Source organism: Psychrobacter sp. NPDC078929, assembly GCF_050267985.1.
Taxonomy (GTDB): domain Bacteria; phylum Pseudomonadota; class Gammaproteobacteria; order Pseudomonadales; family Moraxellaceae; genus Psychrobacter.
This window is the reverse complement of the sequence record NZ_JBNNFX010000019.1, coordinates 23225-44406: the sequence shown is the minus strand read 5'-3', so window position 1 is coordinate 44406 and position 21182 is coordinate 23225. Positions and strand designations below refer to the sequence as shown.

Below are 21182 nucleotides of genomic sequence, written 5' to 3'. Positions count from 1 at the left end.
CTTACTTTGTTACTTAGCTCTCCTCTTATTTATCTATTGCCAAAGAGGAATATGCAGTATCCCTATGTAGCAAACTTTTCATGCTAAAATAATGCAAATTTGCGGTCCTCTTCGTGAGACTCTGCACGCTACTGGTTTGTTATTCCTTCTTTTTTTAATAATTACGATATAAGCAGCACACCTATGATTCCAACGACGACCTCACCAACCGATTCTCATACCGCTACCGCTTCTAGTTCCTCATCCGCTAATGAATTTATATTAACGCCGCCTGCTGTATTTCCGTTTAAAGAGCAGCAGCTAACCGCACGTGCACGTATCACTGAGCAGATGGCATCACGCATTTTGATGTTAGACGGTGCGATGGGTACGCAGATTCAGACCTATAAACTAGAAGAAGCGGATTATCGTGGTGAGCGTTTTGCTGATATTGACCAAGATGTACGCGGCAACAACGACTTGCTGGTACTGACTCAGCCGCACATGATTAAAGATATTCATCACGATCATCTGCTAGCGGGCGCTGATATCATCGAGACGAATACCTTTAACGGTACGCGTCTGTCGATGGCTGACTATGACATGCAGTATTTGGTCCCAGAACTAAATAGGACAGCGGCCAAGATTGCTCGAGAAGCGGCGGATGAATTTACCGCAAAAACGCCTGAGAAACCGCGCTTCGTTGCGGGCGTCGTGGGACCGACGTCACGTACGTGCTCGCTATCGCCTGATGTCAATGATCCTGCGTTTCGTAATATTACCTTTGATGAGTTGGTACTCAACTACCGTGAAGCGACCTTGTGCCTGATAGAAGGCGGTGTCGATATTATTTTGATTGAGACGATCTTTGATACGCTCAATGCCAAAGCGGCGATATTTGCAATCACTGGTGTATTCGATGATATTGGCTTTGAGTTGCCAATCATGATTTCAGGTACGATTACCGACGCGTCAGGTCGCACGCTATCAGGTCAAACGGCTGAAGCGTTTTATAACTCTATCCGCCATGCCAAGCCATTATCTGTTGGCTTTAACTGTGCGCTAGGTGCTGATGCGCTGCGTCCACATATTCAGACATTGTCAAACATCGCTGATACCTTTGTCTCTGCGCATCCAAACGCTGGTCTACCCAATGAGTTTGGTGAGTATGATGAAACCGCTGAAGAAACCGCTGCCCTACTCGAAGGTTTTGCCAAAGCAGGTATCCTAAATATCGTGGGCGGCTGCTGTGGTACGACGCCTGAGCATATCCGTCAAATCGCTAAAGTCGTGGCGAACTATCCACCGCGTGTTATTCCTGAGATAGCCCCTGCCTGCCGCTTGTCAGGACTCGAACCATTTACAATCAACTCTGATAGCTTGTTTGTCAATGTCGGTGAGCGTACCAACGTTACAGGCTCTAAAAAATTCCTACGTTTGATTAAAACTGAAGCCTATACCGAAGCGCTCGATGTCGCTCGCGATCAGGTCGAGGGCGGCGCGCAAATCGTCGATATCAATATGGACGAAGGCATGCTCGACTCCAAGCAGGCGATGATTCATTTTGTCAACTTGGTCTCAGGCGAACCAGATATCAGCCGTGTGCCACTGATGATTGACTCGTCTAAATGGGACATTATCGAAGAAGGTCTTAAACGTACACAGGGTAAGTCGGTCGTCAACTCTATCTCGTTAAAGGAAGGTCATGCTGAGTTCGTTGAGCGTGCCAAATTATGCATGCGTTATGGTGCTGCGATTATCGTCATGGCATTTGATGAAGACGGACAGGCTGACACTTACGAGCGCAAGATTGAAATATCTAAACGCAGCTATGACGTACTGGTCAATGAAGTGGGCTTTCCATCAGAAGACATTATTTTTGACCCAAATATCTTTGCCGTTGCAACGGGTATCACCGAGCATAACAACTACGGTGCTGACTTTATCAATGCCACACGCTGGATTACGGAAAACCTGCCGAACGCCATGGTCTCAGGCGGCGTATCCAACGTCTCGTTTAGTTTCCGTGGTAACCCAATCCGTGAAGCGATCAACTCCGTATTTTTATACCACGCGATCAAAAACGGTCTGACCATGGGTATCGTCAACCCAGCCATGCTTGAGCTGTACGATGATATTCCAAAGGAAGCCCGTGACGCTATCGAAGACGTCATGCTCAACCGCAATCAAGGTGAGACTGGTCAAGATGCGACTGAACGTCTGATGACCGTCGCTGAAAACTACCAAGATGGCGGCAAGAAAAAAGACAGTACTGTCGATATGAGCTGGCGCGAAGGTACGGTAGAAGAACGCATTGCCCACGCACTGGTCAAAGGCGTGACCACCTTTATCGAAGCGGATACCAAAGAAGCATGGGAGAAGTACCCTAAACCGCTAGAAGTCATCGAAGGGCCACTCATGGACGGTATGAATATCGTCGGTGACCTATTCGGTGCCGGTAAAATGTTCCTACCGCAAGTCGTGAAATCTGCCCGCGTGATGAAGCAATCCGTCGCATGGCTAAACCCATATATCGAAGCGGAAAAAGTCGAAGGCGAAGTCAAAGGTAAAATCCTAATGGCAACTGTCAAAGGCGACGTGCATGATATCGGCAAAAACATCGTCGGCGTGGTGCTTGGTTGTAACGGCTATGACATTGTCGATCTGGGCGTTATGGTGCCATGTGAAAAAATCCTCGATACTGCCATCGCAGAAAAAGTCGATATCATCGGTCTATCTGGTCTGATTACCCCAAGTCTCGATGAGATGGTCTATGTCGCCAAGCAAATGCAAGAGCGCGGCATGACACTACCATTGATGATCGGCGGTGCGACGACCTCGAAAGCGCATACTGCCGTCAAGGTCGAGCCACAATATCAGAATGATGGCGTCATCTATGTATCCGACGCTTCGCGCTCAGTCGGAGTGGTCACTAAACTGCTATCGAAAGAGCACCGTCAAGCGCTCATCGATGAGACCCGTGAAGAGTATGTCAAAGTGCGTGAGCGTCTGGCTAAGCGTCAACCAAAAGCTGCCAAAGTCACCTATGCTGAATCGGTCAAGATTGGCTTTCAGTATGATTGGGAAACCTATGTACCACCAGTGCCAAATAAACTAGGACAAGTGATATTGGATGACTATCCAATCGCGAATCTGCTACCTTATATTGACTGGACACCGTTTTTTATCTCTTGGGGTCTGACCGGTAAATACCCGAAAATATTGCAAGATGATGTGGTTGGTGAAGCGGCTCGCGATCTATTTGAAAATGCAGAAGAGCTACTGCAAAAGATGATTGATGAAAAATCAATCGTAGCGAAAGGGGTGTTTAAACTGATGCCCGCGCGCCGTACTGGAGCCGATACGGTCACAGTCTATGACAATGCGCCTGCCGATGGCGGTAAACCGATCTACCAGTTCGAACACTTACGCCAGCAAAGCGACAAAGCTAGTGGCAAGCCAAACTTTAGCTTGGCAGACTTCATCTCACCATCAGAGACGCATACCGATCACTTGGGCGGTTTTACTGTCTCTATCGTCGGTACAGAAGCACTGGCTGAGCAATACAAAGCAGCAGGCGATGACTATAATGCCATTATGGTACAGGCGCTGTCTGACCGTTTAGCCGAAGCATTCGCCGAGCATTTACATGAGCTCATCCGTAAAGAGTACTGGGGCTATCAGCCGACCGAGTCACTCACCAATGATGAGATGATTAAAGAAAAATACGTCGGCATCCGCCCTGCACCTGGCTACCCAGCTTGCCCTGAGCATACCGAAAAAGGTAAATTGTTTGACTGGCTCGGTACGGTAGATGCAATTGGTACAACGTTGACTGAAAGCTATGCGATGTGGCCTGCGTCATCGGTCAGCGGATTCTATTACTCGCATCCTGATAGTGAGTATTTCAACGTCGGTAAGATTAGCCGGGACCAGTTAGAGAGTTATGCTGAGCGTAAAGGCTGGGATATGAAAACGGCTGAGAAGTGGTTAAATCCGAATTTGTAGTCGATTGGCTAATCAAGTGATAGAAATCTGATAGTTATTTTTTGGCTTACTCATTTAATATGGGTAAGCCATTTTTTATGGCAGTCTATTTTGCCCACCATCAGCAAACTTATCGCTACGTTCATAGCAAAATACTTTCATCATTTGCTAACAATAACCATGCTAGATTATTGTCTATTCTATTATTATTGTCTTTGTGAGATAGGCTATGAATCAGATTGCATTACTTTCTAGTTGGATTGGCAAAACCTTTGCAATCTGGGCATTGGTCAGTGCTATTTTGGGATTTATTTTTCCTGAATTTTTTACCTCGTTGGCTTTTTTGATCGTTCCCATACTTGGCATCATTATGTTTGGGATGGGTATGACGCTCAAAACAGAAGATTTCCTAGAGATTATCAAACGCCCCAAACCTGTATTGGTAGGCCTATTAGCGCAGTTTACGCTAATGCCTCTTATCGCTTACCTATTAACGGTCATTTTCAACCTCGATCCTTTAATAGCTGTCGGTGTTATCTTGGTTGGTTGCTGCCCTGGCGGTACGTCTAGTAATGTGATTACGTTTTTGGCCAAAGGTGATGTGGCTTTAAGCGTGGCGATCACCTCTATCTCTACCCTGCTTGCGCCTTTTCTGACCCCTATTCTGCTCAGTGTTTTTGCGGGGCAGCTGATTGATATCGATTTGGCTAGTATGATGATAACCATTACGAAAATCGTCATCTTGCCCATATTACTAGGTGTTATCTTTCATAAATTTTTGGGTGAAAAGATCGAGTTCGTCACCGAGGTATTACCGATGGTGTCGGTATTGGGTATTTCCATCATTATAGCGGCAGTGGTTGCCGTGTCTAAAGCGACCATCTTAGATAGCGGTGCTATCGTATTTATCGTGGTTGCCTTACATAATATGACGGGTTATACCTTGGGCTATGTAATCGCTCGCTTGTCTGGCTTTACGGAGAGACAACGCCGCGCGATTATGGTGGAAGTGGGCATGCAAAACTCTGGTCTAGGTGCTGCCCTTGCGGCGACTTATTTTAATCCTGTCGCTGCCTTACCTAGTGCTATATTTAGTGTGTGGCATAACTTTAGTGGTGCGCTGGTTGCGAATATTTTTGCTAAGAGAGATGGTAATTAACCAGCGGTAAATTCAGTCGTGATCAATTAGAAATTTATACTGAGTGTGAAAATTAGAATATAAAAACTGCTAAAAAATGGTTGAAACCCAATTTGTAGTAACTAACTTTCTTACGTTTAAATCGATTTCAAAAAATATATGTAGCTATGACGTTTAAATATACCGTCTCCTTTATCTTTTTCATTCAGTAGAAATGCAGTCAATAAAGGAGACGGCGTTTAATTATATATCTGCCAATTTTTTAAATAAATACTTTTATTGCTCACTATCTTCCAGCGACAGTATCTCGAAAAAGCTCTTCGAACCTTTAATACTTTGACCTTTTCGCTAATAAATTTACTTTTTACAGCTTCTTCTCGCTTTTACACTCTTTTTATTTCATAACCAACCTCTCCATTTTACTCATTTAGAAAATACTTTTTGGATTGGATTAACTGAAAAATGTTTGTTATATTCATAAATACTGATTTATATATTCTTTAATTAACATAATAAGGAGATGCAAGGCACTGACTTTCAGCTGAGTGAGATTTTATATTTTTAAATCAAGGAGAGATAAAAATGAAATCATTTAAACTAGCATTATTAGCCATGACAACAGCACTGATTTTACAGGGATGTGGTAGTGACTCTGATTCTGATGAATCACCGACGTCGCAACCTGATCAACCAGATGTTACACAACCTGATCAGCCCAATATTGATACTGAAATCGTCGGCATGTGGAGTAGCGACGATACCGCTAGTGGAGAGTTATCAACTATTATATTCATGGATGATGGGACTTATATACAGACCCAAGTCGATAGTATCCAATCAACCAGTGAAGCTGGAAATGGTATGGAATTAGGCAGTTATAGCGTCAGTAGTACAGAAGGCAAACTAACCGCTACGCCTATCTTTGATAAAAACGGTACCTCTGGATTATCAGATTCTGTCATGCGTTATGCTCAGGTATCTAACGGTAAATTTATCCTGAAAGTAGATGAAAACGGAAATGGCATCATTGATAGTAACGAAAGCTATCGTTTCTCAGAAACTAAGTCTGAAAGTATTTTAGGACCTTGGGATTTCGATGATGCTGATGACAACGAGCTACTGGGCTTAGCATTCTTAGAAAACGGTACTTATATCTACGTGCAAGTTGACGAGGATAGGTCAGTCGATAATTCCGAAAATGGTATGGAATGGGGTAACTACACTGTTGATGCTGTTACTGGTCAATTAACTACTACTATAATTTATGATGGCAATGCGGGGACTGGATTATCAGAACCACGCACGCGTTACGCTCGAGTAACAGGCAATACTGCCCTTACTATTGAAGTGGACGATAACCAAGACGATGTCATAGACTATGAAGAGATGTTTAAATTCTCAAGACCCTAATCCAACAGTGTAATAGCCACTGATAGCCAATAAAAACGTTAGAGTTATTCTCTATTTTCTAGTGAGAATGACTTTAGTCTTTTTAGGCAAAAGTATTTATAAGTAAACGACCTATATCTCATCTTCTGTAAATTAGACGACGGTGTCGAATGGAAGAAGTACTTATGAAAGAACATTACTAATAATAAGCCATCAACTTAATAAAGCTTCAGCCAATCTATGATCGGCTGAAGCTTTATATTTTGGTCTATTCATCTTTTGCTTTCCCTCGCCGACACTTCTCAGAACAATAAATCACCTGCTCCCAGTCTTTCTCCCACTTTTTACGCCATGTAAATGGGCGCTGGCAGACGGGGCAGATTTTTTGCGGTAGGTTTACTTTTTTATGTGCCATCGTCTACTCCCTTATATCTATATAACCCTATTTCATTACTAACGACTACTTGTCTTCTTTTTGATGATCCAGCCCTTCATATTTTTTTACCCGTCGGCATTGGTCGGAGCAATAGACCATGCTCTCCCAGTTTTTATCAAGCTTCTTAGTCCAACTAAACTCGCGCTCGCAGACAGGGCAGAGTTTTTTGCGAACGTTCTTCTTTTTGTGCGCCATAATTTTCTCATTGGTTTGTTTACTACATTAGTCACTGGGCACTGGGCACTGGGCACTGGGCACTGGGCACTGGGCACTGGGCACTGGGCACTGGGCACTGGGCACTGGGCACTATAGTCTACTAATCATAGTCGTCAAATATTTTATTTAGGCGATTGAGACTATTAACGATTAACTTACCAGATTGATCGGCGCTGGTATCAATCGCCAACTTCTCATCCATCCGCATCGTCAATGGCTCTAACGCTTGCTTGAGGGCAGTTGCCATCAGTGCCGTTTGCTGATGAATATCAGGGATATCGCTATCGGCTGTTTGATTATCATTATTGCTAACCAAGCTATCCGCCATTTTTTGCGCCAGTTGTTCAACAGCGTTGACCAGCTGCACCATGAGCTGTTTTTGTGCATATTGGTTTTGCTTGAGATACTCGCCTTCTGACTTATGATCGTGCTTATATATTTGTAGCAATTGACTCACACTTTTCTCAAAGCCATTATCGATACTATCGCTGACGACTTTGGCATTGTTAATGACACTATCGGCAAGTATTTTTTGTGCTTCTAATTGGGCGTTTAGCTGGGCATCGAGTTGCGCTTGTTGACCTGCTTCTCGTAAGCGAGCGATTTGTTCAGGATCATTTTTCGTTAAGTATGTCTCAAACTGGCTACTGATGGCATTGAAACCACTGGCCAAGTCGACCAACTGGGCGACGATACGTGCGCCCGTATCGCCATCTTCACCGCCCATGGCTTTGTTACGTAGGAAGTCGGCTTTGATTTGCGCCCAACGCTCTTTTTCTGATTCGGTTAAGACACCACGCATCTCACCAAGCTTGAGCAAGTTACTCTCTGCGCCTTGGGTCAATAGCTGCGACTCGCCCAGATAGTGATCGTCTATCAGCTGATTCAGCTCTTCTTCATTCATGACCGCTGATAGCTTTTCGGTCATCTTATTCATATTACGATAACTGCCTTGCAGCTTAAATATCGGCTCAACACGATACTTATCATCTTGCGAGGCGGAGGCAATATAGGCTTGGTTGACGTCCAGAATGACTTCTTGCACCCTAAACATATGGCGCAAAATAGCGACAATCTCGTTAACTTCTGAAGTGCTATACGGATACGTCAAATCGCTGCTTTGTGCTTGAGCAAGATTCGCATTGTCCGTTTTTGCCATTTTAATCAAACGATGCACATCGCTTAAGTCACGGTTGGCCATTGGTGCGAGGACGGTATTAGAGGTCAGCGAGTTTTCAATATAACTGAGTGCAAACACCTCTTCCATGCCGCTCATGATATCGCCTAAGTTATAGATATCGGCACGGTTGGCGAGCATGTCCGGCACTTTGAAAGCCTCGCCGCTTTCGGTATACGGGTTACCTGCCATGACCACGCAGAACTTTTTGCCACGCATGTCATAGGTCTTGGTTTTGCCTTGCCAGACACCATCGATACGGCGTGTACCGTCACCCAACGAGATAAACTTTTGCAAAAATTCCGCATGGGTATGCTGAATATCATCGAGATAGAGCATGACGTTATTGCCCATCTCAAAGGCTAAATTGATTTTATTCAGCTCTTCCCTTGCCGTGGCATTGGGCGCTTTTTCGGGATCTAATGAGGTGACATCATGACCGAGTGACGGACAGTTAATCTTCATAAAGATCAGGCCGAGGCGATTTGCCACATACTCCATCAAGGTGGTCTTACCATACCCTGGTGGCGATATCATCATGAGGATACCCATCAAATCGGTCCGCTTATCCTCGCCGACCGTACCCATTTGCTTGGCAAGGTTATCGCCGATAAGTGGTAAGTAGCTCTCGTTAATCAGGCGGTTACGCACAAATGAGGACAAGGGACGAGGCATAAATTCGTCCAGTCGCAAGGTTTCTTTTGACTCATGTAATATCTCTGAGCGCATCGCCAGATAGCGTTTATAAGCAGGGATCACTTGGGTGTCATGGTGATGCAAACGATTTAGAAAGTCGTCAACGGCAAAGGTTAGGCTCTGCTGATGAATACGTGTATGCTCACCCAATAAACCATTAACTTGTATTTCAAGCGACACCTTACCTGTATGACGCGCAAAGCTTTGCACTTGATTGAGCGGGTTATTGATACTGGTCAGTGACGTTGATGATGACGCTGGAGGTGAAGAGAAAGACAAAGTAGAAGCGGCATTAGCTGTGCCTTTATGCGCGCCGCCTTTATCGAAACTTGCGCCCGAGTCAATGAGTCGCTGTACCAAGGCTTCACGCTGCGCATCGTTCAGTTGAGTGAGTAGTACAGCAATTGCTTCTGGCACATAATGACGACCGCTTTCTAGCTGCTGCTGACGTAGCGCGTCTTTTTCTTGACGTTCAGCCAGCTGCGCTTCACTGAGCGCCTCGCCTGCCTCATTCAGGCCATCATCTGCTACGTTAGCCGACTCACTATTACTGTAAGTCTTATCAAGCAGTGCATGAAACCATGTGGCTAGTAGCTCGTAGGCTGATTTGGGTTGGAAACCCAGCTTACCAATTGAGGACTGTAGCTGCGCAAAACTGGCCGTATTTTGCGTACTGACGGGCGAGCTACTCAGCGTTTGGCTTAGCTGCTCACACAGCTGCTCGGCCTGCCTACTGGTTTGCCAGTTCATTGTGTTATATGCGGCGGCATTTGGTTCTGCTGACTGACCACCCATGACGCTGACTAAATATTCGCAAGCCAGCTGCACATAGCTAGGTTTAAAGATATTGGTATTATGAATATCGCTGGTCGTTGAGTCTGACTCTGACGCCAATGCGGCGTCTGATGGCTGCTTAGCATTATGACTACTACCCATACGTTCGTCACGATAGGCTGTGACAAAACGATGCATCACTTGGCTCATATCCTCGACCAGTAAGGATTTGGCAGTGTCGCTACCAAGGGCACGGCGCAGTTGCTCGGCGGTCGCCGCTCTATCCGTCCAGTTGCTCGCGCGAGTCAGCACAGATTCGTTCAGCCAATTGTCGTAGCCAAATTGACGTAGGCTGTCTAAACCCAGCGCTTGTACGATATTTAACTGCCAATAGAATAATTGCGCCAGTGCGCGGACTTGCGGGGTATAAATCAGTAGCCCGGCCTCACGCAACGTTGGCAGTATCTGCATCAATAGTAGCGTGGCATCATGGTCATGAATGCCTTTGTCAAACCCAAGCTGATAGCGCGGGGTTGCGTACGCTTTGACCAATTTTGCTAGCGGACTGTCATTATCGATATCACCATTGACGTCCAAAGTAATGACGGTTTCGTCGTATGCTTGGTAGAGACGCGTTTCGGTCAGACCGTCTTGACTATTTTTGGCGCTCTCGATGATGCTATAGGCCAAGTACTCGGCGCGGTATACCTTGTCGGACTCGGAGGCAATATTCATCTCCCAATACGGGCGCAAGGCATTTAGCTCAGTATTATTGAGCGCTTCGTAATAGTCGGTACCCGTTAGATGCAAATTGAGCACACGCTTGCCATCTGACTGCTGGCGACTGAGTAAGGTTAAGTCTAATGGCTGAGTATTAACCGAAAAACGATGCTTGCCCAGTTTGATGATTTGGCCACCATCTTCAAACAAGTCCGACTTGTCTTTTAGACTCTTATAGCTTTCGATTTGAATGGCTTTTAGGCGCGCATCAATGTCATCGGCTTTGACGCTAAAGCCCATCGCCTGTAGCTCTTTTGCGATGTTGCGGACTTTTTGCACCAGACCATCAGAGGCAAAGTACGTATTGAGCGCTTCTTCTTCGGTAAAGCCCGTGACACCAGTACTTTGCGTGCGCTTCTTGATACTCTCAAGCATTCGCAGCGCGCCATCGCCTAGATTTTGTGCTTTGCGATTGCGGACATCGAGCAGTTGCTGCTTATGATTTTCAAAGGTTTCGTAAATCTCTTCGCGTTTACTGATGATATCGGCTAAAAACTGATCGCCGCTATTGGTCTCAGGATCCGCGAACTGGCTTTCTAATTCCTCTAATTGCACCAGTAGCTTTGCCATTTGCTCATCTGATTTCTCAGGCGTATTAGCAATGGATAAGGCATTGGCAATCGATTGACCAAACAGCTTAAACTGCGCGCCAAATTGCGCGAGCGCTTCAGCCGATCCTAAGTTTTTGCGTTTGTGATTGAGCTTGGCTTTGCTCTGATTAAGGCTGGCATAAATAGTCGAGATGTCATCGATGATTTGGGTGCGTACCGTGGCGTCAGCAACATCCAACGTACCGAGCAGCTCGGTCAATAAATCTAACCCTTGCGCCGTATCGTCAATTTTATCCAGCACTGGCTTTAATTCAGCATTGGTCTCCGCCGTGTTTAAGCGCTCACTGACATCGACCAATATCCCTTCGTAGCTTGATAGCGATTTATCACCGCTTAAAAACAGTACGGTTTTTTCGGCAAGATCGCTTTCTGCTTCTTCTAGCTGCGCTTGTAACGCTTCTAATTTATCGCTGTCTAAATAACGCAAATCCTCTAGGCTAACCAAACGACCTTTTTGTCGTCTTAATGCCGACAGCTGATCGACATAGTCACTGGCAGACTCAAACGTCGTGACCCGTATCAGCCGCAAAATCTCATTTTGCTGAGATTCGGCATCGGCAAGCGCGTTTTGGGTTTGCTTTTGGATACTTTGTACTTTGGCAAACTCATCAATGACCAGCTCAGCGGTCGCCGTCACTTCTTTAATACTACTGGCGACGTCGCTCAGCTCAGGCTCAGACAGCCAGTAGTAGCTATCAAAGAGGCGACTGGTATTGTCCGACAGCTCTTCATAGAGTTTTTGCGACACGCTTTGGTTGTCGATTAGGCGGGTAATGCTATAAAGATCTGAGATACCGCGCACTAGCTCTTTGTTGCCGATTTTGCCATAGAAGCTCGTGCTTTCAGGCAATTCGCTCACATACTCAGGCGAGGCGTAAGGGGTGTGCCATATCTGCATCGGATGAATGCGCGACGGCTCGCTTTGGTCGCTAAACAGCACCAAGCGACCATTGTCTGCCAAGGCCATACCATTACAATAAATAGGATTTGCCAATTGCTTTTTAATCAAATTATAAGGAAACAGACCCGTGATACCCAAGTCTCTGTCATAAAATAAAAATAGAACATCTTCGCCATTTGGCGATATGATTTTGCGTTTGAACTTTAAGTCTTTGGCGTCCACATTATTGGCATCAAACAGTTTATATTCGCCCGTTTGCAGATAGTAGCCACCCGGAAATATGATGCCGTGGTCTTCTGGTAGCTGCACACACGATTGTCCAATCGCATCCAAACGTAATACCCCTTCGGTTAAAGTGTTATAGACAAAATAGCGATAACTATCCTCGCGATACGGTAATATCTTAAGCAGAATTAAACTGCCAACTTTGGCATAAGCAATCTCGGCATCGGTCAACGACTGAGTACGATCTTCGACAGGCTCGCTATAAATGCCCTGCCCTGACTCGGTATTGTTTTCGATTTTGATGGTCAAGTCACCGCCAACCGTTTCCACAAATATGGTGTCCAAGATATTCATGTGCGGATATTTGCCATTGATCATCTGCTCACGCGTGGTCTCTATCCACTCAAAATCATAAGCAGGTGGTAGCTCAATATCGCGCTCACCGCGATTGTCGACATAAGCCACTTGCGCCGCCTCTGGTGTGCCTTGGCTAAAATCTAACGCAAAACGAAACACGCGAATATCGGTGATACGCTCACCGATCTGAAAGGCCAATAGCAGCTTGCTGTCTTTCACGGTTAGCTGAATCAGGCGTGTTTGCTTGTAATAGCGATAGAGCTCATTGAAGTCTTGTACAAAAGCATCTTGATCTAAAAAAGTGCCTTTTAAATCGACCTCTTCGAGCTGATACTCTTGCTCTTCACTATCACCACCAACATTGCTCTGCGGACTCTCATCGCTGTCGCCTTTATCAGCAGGGTCTATCAAGCGATATAGCGACAGTACATCCTTAACATTGCTAGCGCGCTTTAGCCCCATAAAGACGTTGTAACCAAACAGCAAATAATCACCGACCTGTACCATATCCTGCGCCACACAGTTGTGCTCGGTACGGATGCGCGTGCGCGCCACGACCTGCATTTGGGTACTGCCAAACTCCATCAGGCGTGCAGCATTTAATTTGGCGGTCAGTTGCTCTAGACGGCGGCCTTGCTCTGTCAGGCGTTTTTTGATGAGCTCATAAGCATTACCGGCGGCCACTGCCTGATCAGTTTGAGTTGCTTGGTTCGCGTTAGGATCACTGTTGCTATCTGAATTGGTTTGGTTTTGCGTGTCCGCCATCGTTGCTCGTCCATTTTTATATTTTGGCAATAAGGAATCATTGAAAGTAAAGAAGCGCTTGGCTAATCTAAAAAATCGCATCACTTCTACTGATTTTTTAGATTAGCCAACTCATCATAAACAATGAGCTGGCTATCGCGCTTTAACACGCTTAGCGCGAATGAGTCATAGCTAGCACGCTGCGACCTAAATGACAGCATGCTTATAAATGCAACGTACTTATAAATACTGACATGTATACCAGTCGCACATCATTTAAGCAGTTCTGTCATCATTTGACTGGTTCGCTTTCATGGCTTGGTTCGCCATGACCCCATTGATGATACCGCTTAACGTGTCTGACTTACCCGCTAGGCCATCAATGGCTTTACCGATCGATAGTGATTTGGCAAAGTTGTCAAAGAAATGCGCTTCACCGCCGACGATATCGATTTTGGCTTTTTGGAGTGCCACTGCCAAGACTTCGGCGTTTTCTTTGGCAATCTCTTTACCTGCATCAATAGAAGCCATCGCTTCTTGTAGCGCGGTCTCAAGCCCCATACGGAACTCCTCGTGCTCACGAGCCTCTTTACTCATGCTGCCCATGGCGTTGAACTTCTCGACCAGACCGTCTGCTTCGGCTTGGAAGTGCGCACGAGTGACTTCGGCTTTTGCCATTCCAACGTCACGCTCGGCCTTGGCGTTTGACTCACCGCGAGCGGCGATAACTTCAGCATTGGCCATACCGACATCACGCTCGGCTTTGGCATTAGACTCACCGCGAGCGGCAACAATCTCTGCATCGACCATACCGATGTCACGCTCAGCTTTTGCTTTAGAGGCGCCGCGAGCTGCGATAACTTCGGCTTCAGCCATGCCTTTTTCACGGTCTGTTTGAGCCTGAGCCTGTCCCGTCGCTTTGATGACATTGGCTCTCGCAATACCTTCTTTTTCAAGCGATACTGATTTGGCTTCTTGAATCGCGGCTTCAGCAAAGCCGTGCGCTGACTCTTCTGCTTTGATACCTTCTGCCATTCTGATTTTGGCTTCTGACTCTTTGGCAGAGGCTTCAAGGTTAGCCGTAGCAAGCGTAGTGATTTCAACGGCTTTATGCTTGGCTGACAGCTCTTCGGCTTCGGCTTTTTTCACCTGACGTACTTTGATTTCTTCCGCATCGGCTTCTGCTGCTAGCACGCGTGTCTGCTTAGAACGCTGCGCTTCACTAACTTCGCGAACTTCTTTGATACGCTCTTCTTCTTGCGCCACTGTTTTGTCGACCGCAATACGCTCGCGGATGACATTGGCGATTTCTTTTTTCTCAAGTTCAATCGCACGTTCAGCCTCGATGCGTTGCAAGTCAACTTCACGCTCACGAGAGACGATTTCTAAGTCACGGGCACGCGTAACCTTCTCTTCTTCGATGACAACTGCACGCAGACGATTTTGACCTGCTACTTCAATTTCACGTTGCTGATTCTCTCGCTGAATCGCTAAGTCCTGCTCAACCATGATGACGGCTGTTTCTGACTTCTTACGCTCTTCTTCTTCAATCTTACGAGTTTCAGCCGTTTCACGGGCAATCACTGACGATATTTCACGCTTTTGCTTGGCTTCAGCATCGGCTTGTTGACGCTCAAGCTCTAGCATCGCCTCTCTGGTTTCAACGTTCTTTTTCTTAACCGCTAGCTCTTCATCACGCTCAAGCTCATTGGTAATAACGTTTTGAAAAGCCGTTAGCTGAGTAATCTTTTTGATACCTTCAGCATCTAGAATATTACTTGAGTCCAACGATACTTTCGGTGTTTGCTCTAGATAATCGATTGCGACATCTTCTAAGACATAGCCGTTTAGATCGTTACCGATTTCTTGAACGATACTGTCACGAAACTCGCTGCGGTTTTCAAACAATTTAACGAAATCTATTTGCTTACCAACTGTTTTTAGCGCCTCTGAAAACTTGGCATTAAACAGCTCATTAACAGCGACTTTATCTGAAGCTCTCTCAACCCCAACCGATTTGGCGACTTTTAGCACATCTTCTTCGGTTTCATTGACACGTAGATAAAATGCGACTGTGATATCAGCACGCATGTTATCGGCGCAAATCAGTCCTTCTTTACCGCGTCTATCCACTTCTAACGTGATGAGCGATATTCTCATCAGCTCTTTTTTATTAATAACTGGCCAAACAAAGCCACCATCAAAACGTACGGCTATTTTGCTCACACCGTTGATAATTAGTGCTTTGCCCTGCTCAACCTTGAAGTAAAAGGCTTTGAGCATCAACAGTGCTGCCATAATGAAAACAAACGCCAGCACCACAACCACGCCGACGATAATGAGTATGTCCATGTTTATTCCTTTAATTGAAACATTCTATAGTCAGTTCTATATCCATCAGATGTTCGATCCGGTTTGCTCAACTCCTCTATGTAGCAGTTTCACTTGCCTTTCTCATATCTAAACTAGTTGAACCGACCATAACTAAATTTAAAACCGTTCGTATGATGTAAAAATAGAGGTTTTTTAGCTCAATGGCTGTTTATTGTTTATCAGGGTTTATCTTATTTTCGAGTTTACTCTATGCTAAAAGCGATAATAGAAAGTCGTATCAACTAAACGATTTATAATTATTTATCTTCAACACGAGCGACTTGATAGGTATTTGTTTCTTCTAAATACGCGATCAACATCACTCTATCGCCCTTTTTCAGTAAGCTAGTACTGTTGTCTGAACGAACCTTGAGTATCAAACCTGCACCGCCATCATTCAATTCTGCCTCACCGTGCTTGTCCGTCACACTAAGTGTGCGCACAATCGCGATTTTGCCTACATTATTAGCAGAATTACGTTTGGGAATTCTGGCAATGTTTTTGCGGATGGGTGAAATGATCATGCCTGTTAGCCACATAGAAACGACCAATACGAATATTAGTGCCCCTGTGCCAAATACGTAATACAGAACACCAGAGTCAAAATTTTGATGTAAGAAACTGGTATACAAATAGCTCAATAACCAACCGATTAAACTAACTAAGCTCAATATAATGACTAGAGGCACACCGTAGAGACCAAACTTCAGCATGAGGCCTGTAAAAAAACCGGTCGATGATAAATCAGAGACAGCAGCATCACTACCTGTCTCTACAGCATCCACGCTGTCCATATCTGCCATGCCGAGTAAGGATACCACCCAATATAGAGTAACGAACATCACAAGACCGGTGAAAACAATCGTTGGATATAAACTTATTTTGGTGATAAACACGAAAAAAGCCTCTTGCATTACGCGGGTTCTCCCTTTGTGAACCTAATCTTCTATTTGTAATAACCTACTACAAAAGCTAAGGCTCTTCACTTAATATTTATAAACTTATGTTGTTTTACAAATAAGTTTATAAATGTCACGACTTAAGATATACCTCTCTAACGACCCCATATCGGTGACCGCACGACTCCACCATCTTGGCCACTGATGGCATAGCTGGTATTACCTGACAGCGAATGGATAACTAGACTACCATTACTTTGGCCTGCTGCTTGCCCGCCCACACTCAAGCGGCGAGTTGGATAGACGGCATAATTGCCAGATGGAGATAGACGTGCAGGCTCATCAAGCCCTGTTTCTGCCAGGTTGACCACCTGTCCCGTCGTCAAGGTCATGACAGCCGCCTTGCGACCATTTAAGTAGGCCATACGCTGACCATCTAAGCTAAGCTGAGGACTGGCCACATACCCATTTGTTGATACAGGTGTCGCATTGCCCGTAGCGAAGTCATAACGATAAATTCGCGGTCGTCCAGCACGGACTTTATCGCTGGTATAGACAAAGCTCTTGCCATCAGCAGCATAACTAGGCTGTACCTCTGTACTCGGCAGGGTCGTTAACTGCTGGGTCTTACCATCGCTCAGACGCATCTTATAGATATCAGAATTACCCCCGACTGTAGAGCTATAGAGCAAATCTTGACCATCGGGTGAAAATGACGCTGACATATTACTGCCTTCAGCATTTACTACTAGGTTGCGCGTATTGCTACTACGATCATAGATATAAATTTTGGGATGCTCACGCGGGGCTTGTTTGCTGTATGCAAGCAGCTGTCCGTTTGCCGACCATGCTGGCGCATAGATATAGCCATTAAGCTGATCGATGAGCTGACGATCGCTACCGTCAGGACGGATACTATAGAGTGACGATACTTTTGCCGTACCTACGCCCTGCTCTTCTATGTAGGCAATGTATCCTCGGCGATCAATCGCTGGCATACGTGCAGTCAGCGGATTGGTCTCGACTGTACTGGTTGGCTTTTTTACTGAGGTATTAGGTAATGTCTGACAGCCAGTGAGGACGGTAACTATAGCTATCGTAGTAATGACTTTTATGGTTTCAAACATAGCGTGGTATCCAATAGATCCTAATGATAAAAGTATTGTGAATAATTAAAAAACTATCGTCACTGTTGCCGACTCAAAGCCATAGCTAGTATCTCACGATATCAAAGGTATTATAGGGTTATTGCTCTAGTGTAGTCTAAACTGAGTCAAACTTTGGATAAAAAAATGCCCCACTTAATAGCGAGGCATTTTGCGTTTCAAGAAGAGTAGCTTTAAATGAGCAACTTTAATTGCTTAAGTTCACGAACCAGTCAAACTGTTTACTCAATCATTAAGTTACTTCGCAACGGCTTTAAAATAAGCAACTTGATCATCGTTTTTAATGGTCAAGATCGGCACATTGTTGGCATTCTTACTAAGGCTATATTTACCTTTTACAGTGGCTAATGTTGCTGTATCAAAGCTGGCTTGCGGTTCAGGACATGCCATCATAGTACTAATGCCGTTTTTAATCTCGACTTCACCATTTGCAACGCTATATCCAGCACCCATGTTATTGCAGGTATTCATAAATGCCACGTAATCTCTACCGTTATCATTCATAAAATTCAACGTTAATGGCTTGGCTGGGTCAAAAAATAGCTGAGTCACTTTATCGCCATTGCTGCGTTTGGCATCAACGAGCTGCCAGTTGTGTGCTTGCAAGACATCTGCAGTGATTGGTTGGTCAACTGGCGCAGGCAAGTTCGTCGTCTGACAACCTGCAGCAAGTGTACCAACTGCCAATGTCGCGGCCATCATTACTTTAGTCATATTCTTCATATCAACTCCTCGCTTTATTGCATCCGATACTTTTACTAGACATCCTATCTGCTTGAGCCATCAGCGCTAATAGACAGGCGGTAAGCGCTAATAAACATAGTAAAAGCTCAGACTTATTATGATTCATTTATTGTTTTATTTAATGCTCTAAACAATGGCAATATTGTGCATGACTCACAGGGAGGTGTCATCATAAACTGGGTAGTTATTCGGAATGCATTTTGTACTACTTTGCAAATATATAGCTACTTGCTCTTGCCAGTACCAAGATGACCTGCTAACTATAATTTTGCTTACTCTATCTATCCGTATCAACGATGGTTATTAACGATAACTATTGACGGCAATTATGGATTGTTCACAGCTTGCTGTCGTTGCAATGCCGCGTAACCATCCAGACGCTTACGCTCAGTATCATCAAATAACTGCTGTTCAAGCTGATTTATCTGAATTTGCGCTTGGGCTACATCGACACCTTGGCTTAATAGGAGATTTTTTTGAGTTTCATACTGGGTGAAGCGTTGGTCAAAATTAGCGTCTTCTTGATCTACTTGTGCCAGCCTTTCTGCTGCTGGTGCGCCTACTAGCTCTCGGCGCATATTATATAACTCCTCGGGCGTTGCACCGCGAGCTTTCATCTGTTCAGTGCGAGTCATCAACTCGCTAATATTGGCTTGTTGTATGATATTGCTTTTAGTAGCATTCTCTGGCAATCGACTGATATAGTCCTGACGGGCAGCTTGTTTCTGTGCGTCAGACATTTGCTTATTTTGGTCAATTCTGACCATCTCTATACTATAACTATCGTAATCATCCTCTGCGCCAAAAAATGCTGTGATGGTTGACTTATCAAAGTACTGCTGACGTAGATTAGCGATATCTTGTTTTTGCTGGGCAACTGCGTTCAAGTCCAGCTCACCACTTTTGGTCGCCTGTAATTGCAGATTACCATAACGCTTTTCTATCTCAGGAAGTGCTTTAAGGTAAGCAACATATTGATTAAAAATAGTGACCGCTTGGCTAGCGGCAGGCTCTGGTGTGTGATGGCGAATATAACTCTCCACACGGGCCAATATAGTCGCTTCTTCCTCCTCACCTAGGGCTGATAAAAAATAATCAAACAAACGCCGCAGACCTTCAGTGACGACCAACTGTTTATTTTCATCGATGATAATTTCACCATCAATCTGAGTACCCTTTAATGAGCGTGGTAAATTTTCTAATCCTGTAACAAATTGAGACTGGCTGGGTGGCGTTGTCGATTTCACAACTTGTCCCGCAGCCAGCTCAGTTGTCACTGACTCGCTACTCTCATTATTAGAGACGGACGGTTTGATTGAAGCTGAATTTACATCATTACTAGGCTTAAACCACAAAATAACCGCCGCTGTGGCAATGATAACCACGGCGATGATAGCAATTGTTGCATAGGTTGGACGGCGGTTATTTGACATAAACGATATTTCTCAATCAATGAGCATTATTATTTTACAGTTCAGCTTATAGGTTGGCGTTTTTCAGACGGTTTACCTGAGTACGATAGATAGATTTTGGCTCAGACTCTCCCCATGCCGTCAGACCCAAGACTTGATCGGCGGAATCCAAATGGTTCATTCTATAATTATCACGAATCACATAGCCAAGACGACTTGAGCAAGCAGATACCAATCCATCATTAGACTCCCCTGCGAATGGTACGCCCGTTGCGGCTAATAGATAATCGCTAGGGTCAAGTGCGCTCGTTATTTGCCCAACGCCACTAAATGAATAATACTTGATGCCATTGACCGCCGTACTAGTCGGTTGACCACAATAGTTTTTTGGCATTGCTGCAGGAAATTTGGCATTGAACTTAGCAGCACCATCGGTCGATAGAGCCACGAGCGCTTGCCAGCCATCTTGTTGTTGAATTTGGTTGAAACTGATACCAGAACCAATATCTGTGAAGCCACCAATCAGATTGAACACGCCTGATACTAGCTGGGTGGTGACATTAGATGGCTGTCCAGAAGTATTATTTGGCTCAAGGACATCTTTAACAAAATCAGCGGTTTTTGATCCTTGCTCTGGACTTGATACCGCGGTTACTGAAGCCACGTACTTTGGCGCGACGCCAGCGACATAACGGATATCTATACCGCCCTGACTGTGTCCAAACAAATTGACTTTAGATTCACCTGAAATCGCGGCAATGGTCTTGACCTGTTGTAGCAGTTGCTCACCTCGAACTTCGCTGTTATTGACCGCTGACGTTTTGGTGGTATATACCTCTGAGCCACCTTTCATCAAGTCTTCTGGAATCCCGTTGAAATAATCAATGACTCCAAATAGCGTTGTGAAGCCGCCAAGCCCGTGTGCTAAGACGACCGGATATTGAGTTTTAGTGTAACTAGAAGTGAAATATTTACTGTCCACCAACTTGCAACCGTTAGCATTGGCACAATTATAGTATTGTCCTGCAGCTTGAGCAGAAGTGGTTTGCATGGTCATTAGAAGCACACCAGCACTGATTGAACCCAGTATTGGTAACAATGTCTTTGGTGTGAGAGCTGCACGAATGTACAAAGAAAGCGTCATAACAACATCCTTGTTATCATTGATTTGGTTATTT

12 protein-coding genes are annotated in these 21182 nt (G+C 45.0%); 3 read left to right on the top strand and 9 right to left on the bottom strand.

The genetic code is table 11. The annotated features are described in order from the left end of the window. Positions 1 to 183: 183 nt before the first annotated feature. The 3 genes from metH (at position 184) to ACQKCG_RS10780 (ending at position 6514) form a co-directional block, all read left to right on the top strand. Positions 184 to 3987 (top strand): methionine synthase, encoded by a 3804-nt coding sequence (gene metH, locus ACQKCG_RS10790; RefSeq protein WP_134292751.1) that lies wholly within the window; start codon positions 184 to 186, stop codon positions 3985 to 3987. 208 nt (positions 3988 to 4195) lie between these two features. Further along, positions 4196 to 5125, top strand: coding sequence for a bile acid:sodium symporter family protein (locus tag ACQKCG_RS10785; protein WP_134292750.1), 930 nt, complete (start codon positions 4196 to 4198; stop codon positions 5123 to 5125). A 561-nt stretch (positions 5126 to 5686) separates the two neighbouring features. After that, a complete protein-coding gene (locus ACQKCG_RS10780) occupies positions 5687 to 6514 on the top strand; it encodes an LptM family lipoprotein (protein ID WP_134292749.1) in 828 nt (275 codons plus the stop codon). Positions 6515 to 6761: 247 nt separating this feature from the next. On the opposite strand, the gene ACQKCG_RS10775 is transcribed toward ACQKCG_RS10780, so the two are convergent. From ACQKCG_RS10775 to ACQKCG_RS10735, 9 genes are all read right to left on the bottom strand, one after another. Further along, positions 6762 to 6908 carry a DUF2256 domain-containing protein gene (locus ACQKCG_RS10775; protein WP_134292748.1) on the bottom strand — a complete coding sequence of 49 codons (147 nt, stop codon included), beginning with the start codon at positions 6906 to 6908 and terminating at the stop codon, positions 6762 to 6764. Positions 6909 to 6953: 45 nt separating this feature from the next. Continuing rightward, complete coding sequence (locus ACQKCG_RS10770) at positions 6954 to 7124, bottom strand: DUF2256 domain-containing protein (protein ID WP_010196547.1); 171 nt, start codon at positions 7122 to 7124, stop codon at positions 6954 to 6956. Between the two features lie 121 nt (positions 7125 to 7245). Next, the gene (locus ACQKCG_RS10765) at positions 7246 to 13512 is read right to left on the bottom strand and encodes a DNA repair ATPase (protein ID WP_264757034.1); all 6267 of its coding nucleotides are present in this window, start codon (positions 13510 to 13512) and stop codon (positions 7246 to 7248) included. A 174-nt stretch (positions 13513 to 13686) separates the two neighbouring features. Beyond that, positions 13687 to 15762: a flotillin family protein gene (locus ACQKCG_RS10760; RefSeq protein ID WP_134292747.1), complete on the bottom strand. Its 2076-nt coding sequence runs from the start codon at positions 15760 to 15762 to the stop codon at positions 13687 to 13689. A gap of 278 nt (positions 15763 to 16040) precedes the next feature. After that, positions 16041 to 16697 (bottom strand): DUF1449 domain-containing protein, encoded by a 657-nt coding sequence (locus tag ACQKCG_RS10755; protein ID WP_134292746.1) that lies wholly within the window; start codon positions 16695 to 16697, stop codon positions 16041 to 16043. 140 nt (positions 16698 to 16837) lie between these two features. Continuing rightward, complete coding sequence (locus ACQKCG_RS10750; protein ID WP_134292745.1) at positions 16838 to 17809, bottom strand: PD40 domain-containing protein; 972 nt, start codon at positions 17807 to 17809, stop codon at positions 16838 to 16840. Between the two features lie 276 nt (positions 17810 to 18085). Beyond that, the gene (locus tag ACQKCG_RS10745; protein ID WP_134292744.1) at positions 18086 to 18571 is read right to left on the bottom strand and encodes an META domain-containing protein; all 486 of its coding nucleotides are present in this window, start codon (positions 18569 to 18571) and stop codon (positions 18086 to 18088) included. 347 nt (positions 18572 to 18918) lie between these two features. Beyond that, complete coding sequence (locus ACQKCG_RS10740) at positions 18919 to 20025, bottom strand: lipase secretion chaperone (RefSeq protein WP_134292743.1); 1107 nt, start codon at positions 20023 to 20025, stop codon at positions 18919 to 18921. A 46-nt stretch (positions 20026 to 20071) separates the two neighbouring features. Beyond that, on the bottom strand, positions 20072 to 21148 hold the full coding sequence (locus tag ACQKCG_RS10735) for an esterase/lipase family protein (RefSeq protein WP_057758519.1): 1077 nt from the start codon (positions 21146 to 21148) through the stop codon (positions 20072 to 20074). Positions 21149 to 21182: the final 34 nt, after the last annotated feature.

What these genes read in the sequence shown, in the direction of transcription:
- metH (WP_134292751.1), top strand. Translation starts at nt 184, where the DNA reads ATGATTCCAACGACGACCTCACCAACCGATTCTCATACCGCTACCGCT.
- ACQKCG_RS10785 (WP_134292750.1), top strand. Translation starts at nt 4,196, where the DNA reads ATGAATCAGATTGCATTACTTTCTAGTTGGATTGGCAAAACCTTTGCA.
- ACQKCG_RS10780 (WP_134292749.1), top strand. Translation starts at nt 5,687, where the DNA reads ATGAAATCATTTAAACTAGCATTATTAGCCATGACAACAGCACTGATT.
- ACQKCG_RS10775 (WP_134292748.1), bottom strand. Translation starts at nt 6,908, where the DNA reads ATGGCACATAAAAAAGTAAACCTACCGCAAAAAATCTGCCCCGTCTGC.
- ACQKCG_RS10770 (WP_010196547.1), bottom strand. Translation starts at nt 7,124, where the DNA reads ATGGCGCACAAAAAGAAGAACGTTCGCAAAAAACTCTGCCCTGTCTGC.
- ACQKCG_RS10765 (WP_264757034.1), bottom strand. Translation starts at nt 13,512, where the DNA reads ATGCGATTTTTTAGATTAGCCAAGCGCTTCTTTACTTTCAATGATTCC.
- ACQKCG_RS10760 (WP_134292747.1), bottom strand. Translation starts at nt 15,762, where the DNA reads ATGGACATACTCATTATCGTCGGCGTGGTTGTGGTGCTGGCGTTTGTT.
- ACQKCG_RS10755 (WP_134292746.1), bottom strand. Translation starts at nt 16,697, where the DNA reads ATGCAAGAGGCTTTTTTCGTGTTTATCACCAAAATAAGTTTATATCCA.
- ACQKCG_RS10750 (WP_134292745.1), bottom strand. Translation starts at nt 17,809, where the DNA reads ATGTTTGAAACCATAAAAGTCATTACTACGATAGCTATAGTTACCGTC.
- ACQKCG_RS10745 (WP_134292744.1), bottom strand. Translation starts at nt 18,571, where the DNA reads ATGAAGAATATGACTAAAGTAATGATGGCCGCGACATTGGCAGTTGGT.
- ACQKCG_RS10740 (WP_134292743.1), bottom strand. Translation starts at nt 20,025, where the DNA reads ATGTCAAATAACCGCCGTCCAACCTATGCAACAATTGCTATCATCGCC.
- ACQKCG_RS10735 (WP_057758519.1), bottom strand. Translation starts at nt 21,148, where the DNA reads ATGACGCTTTCTTTGTACATTCGTGCAGCTCTCACACCAAAGACATTG.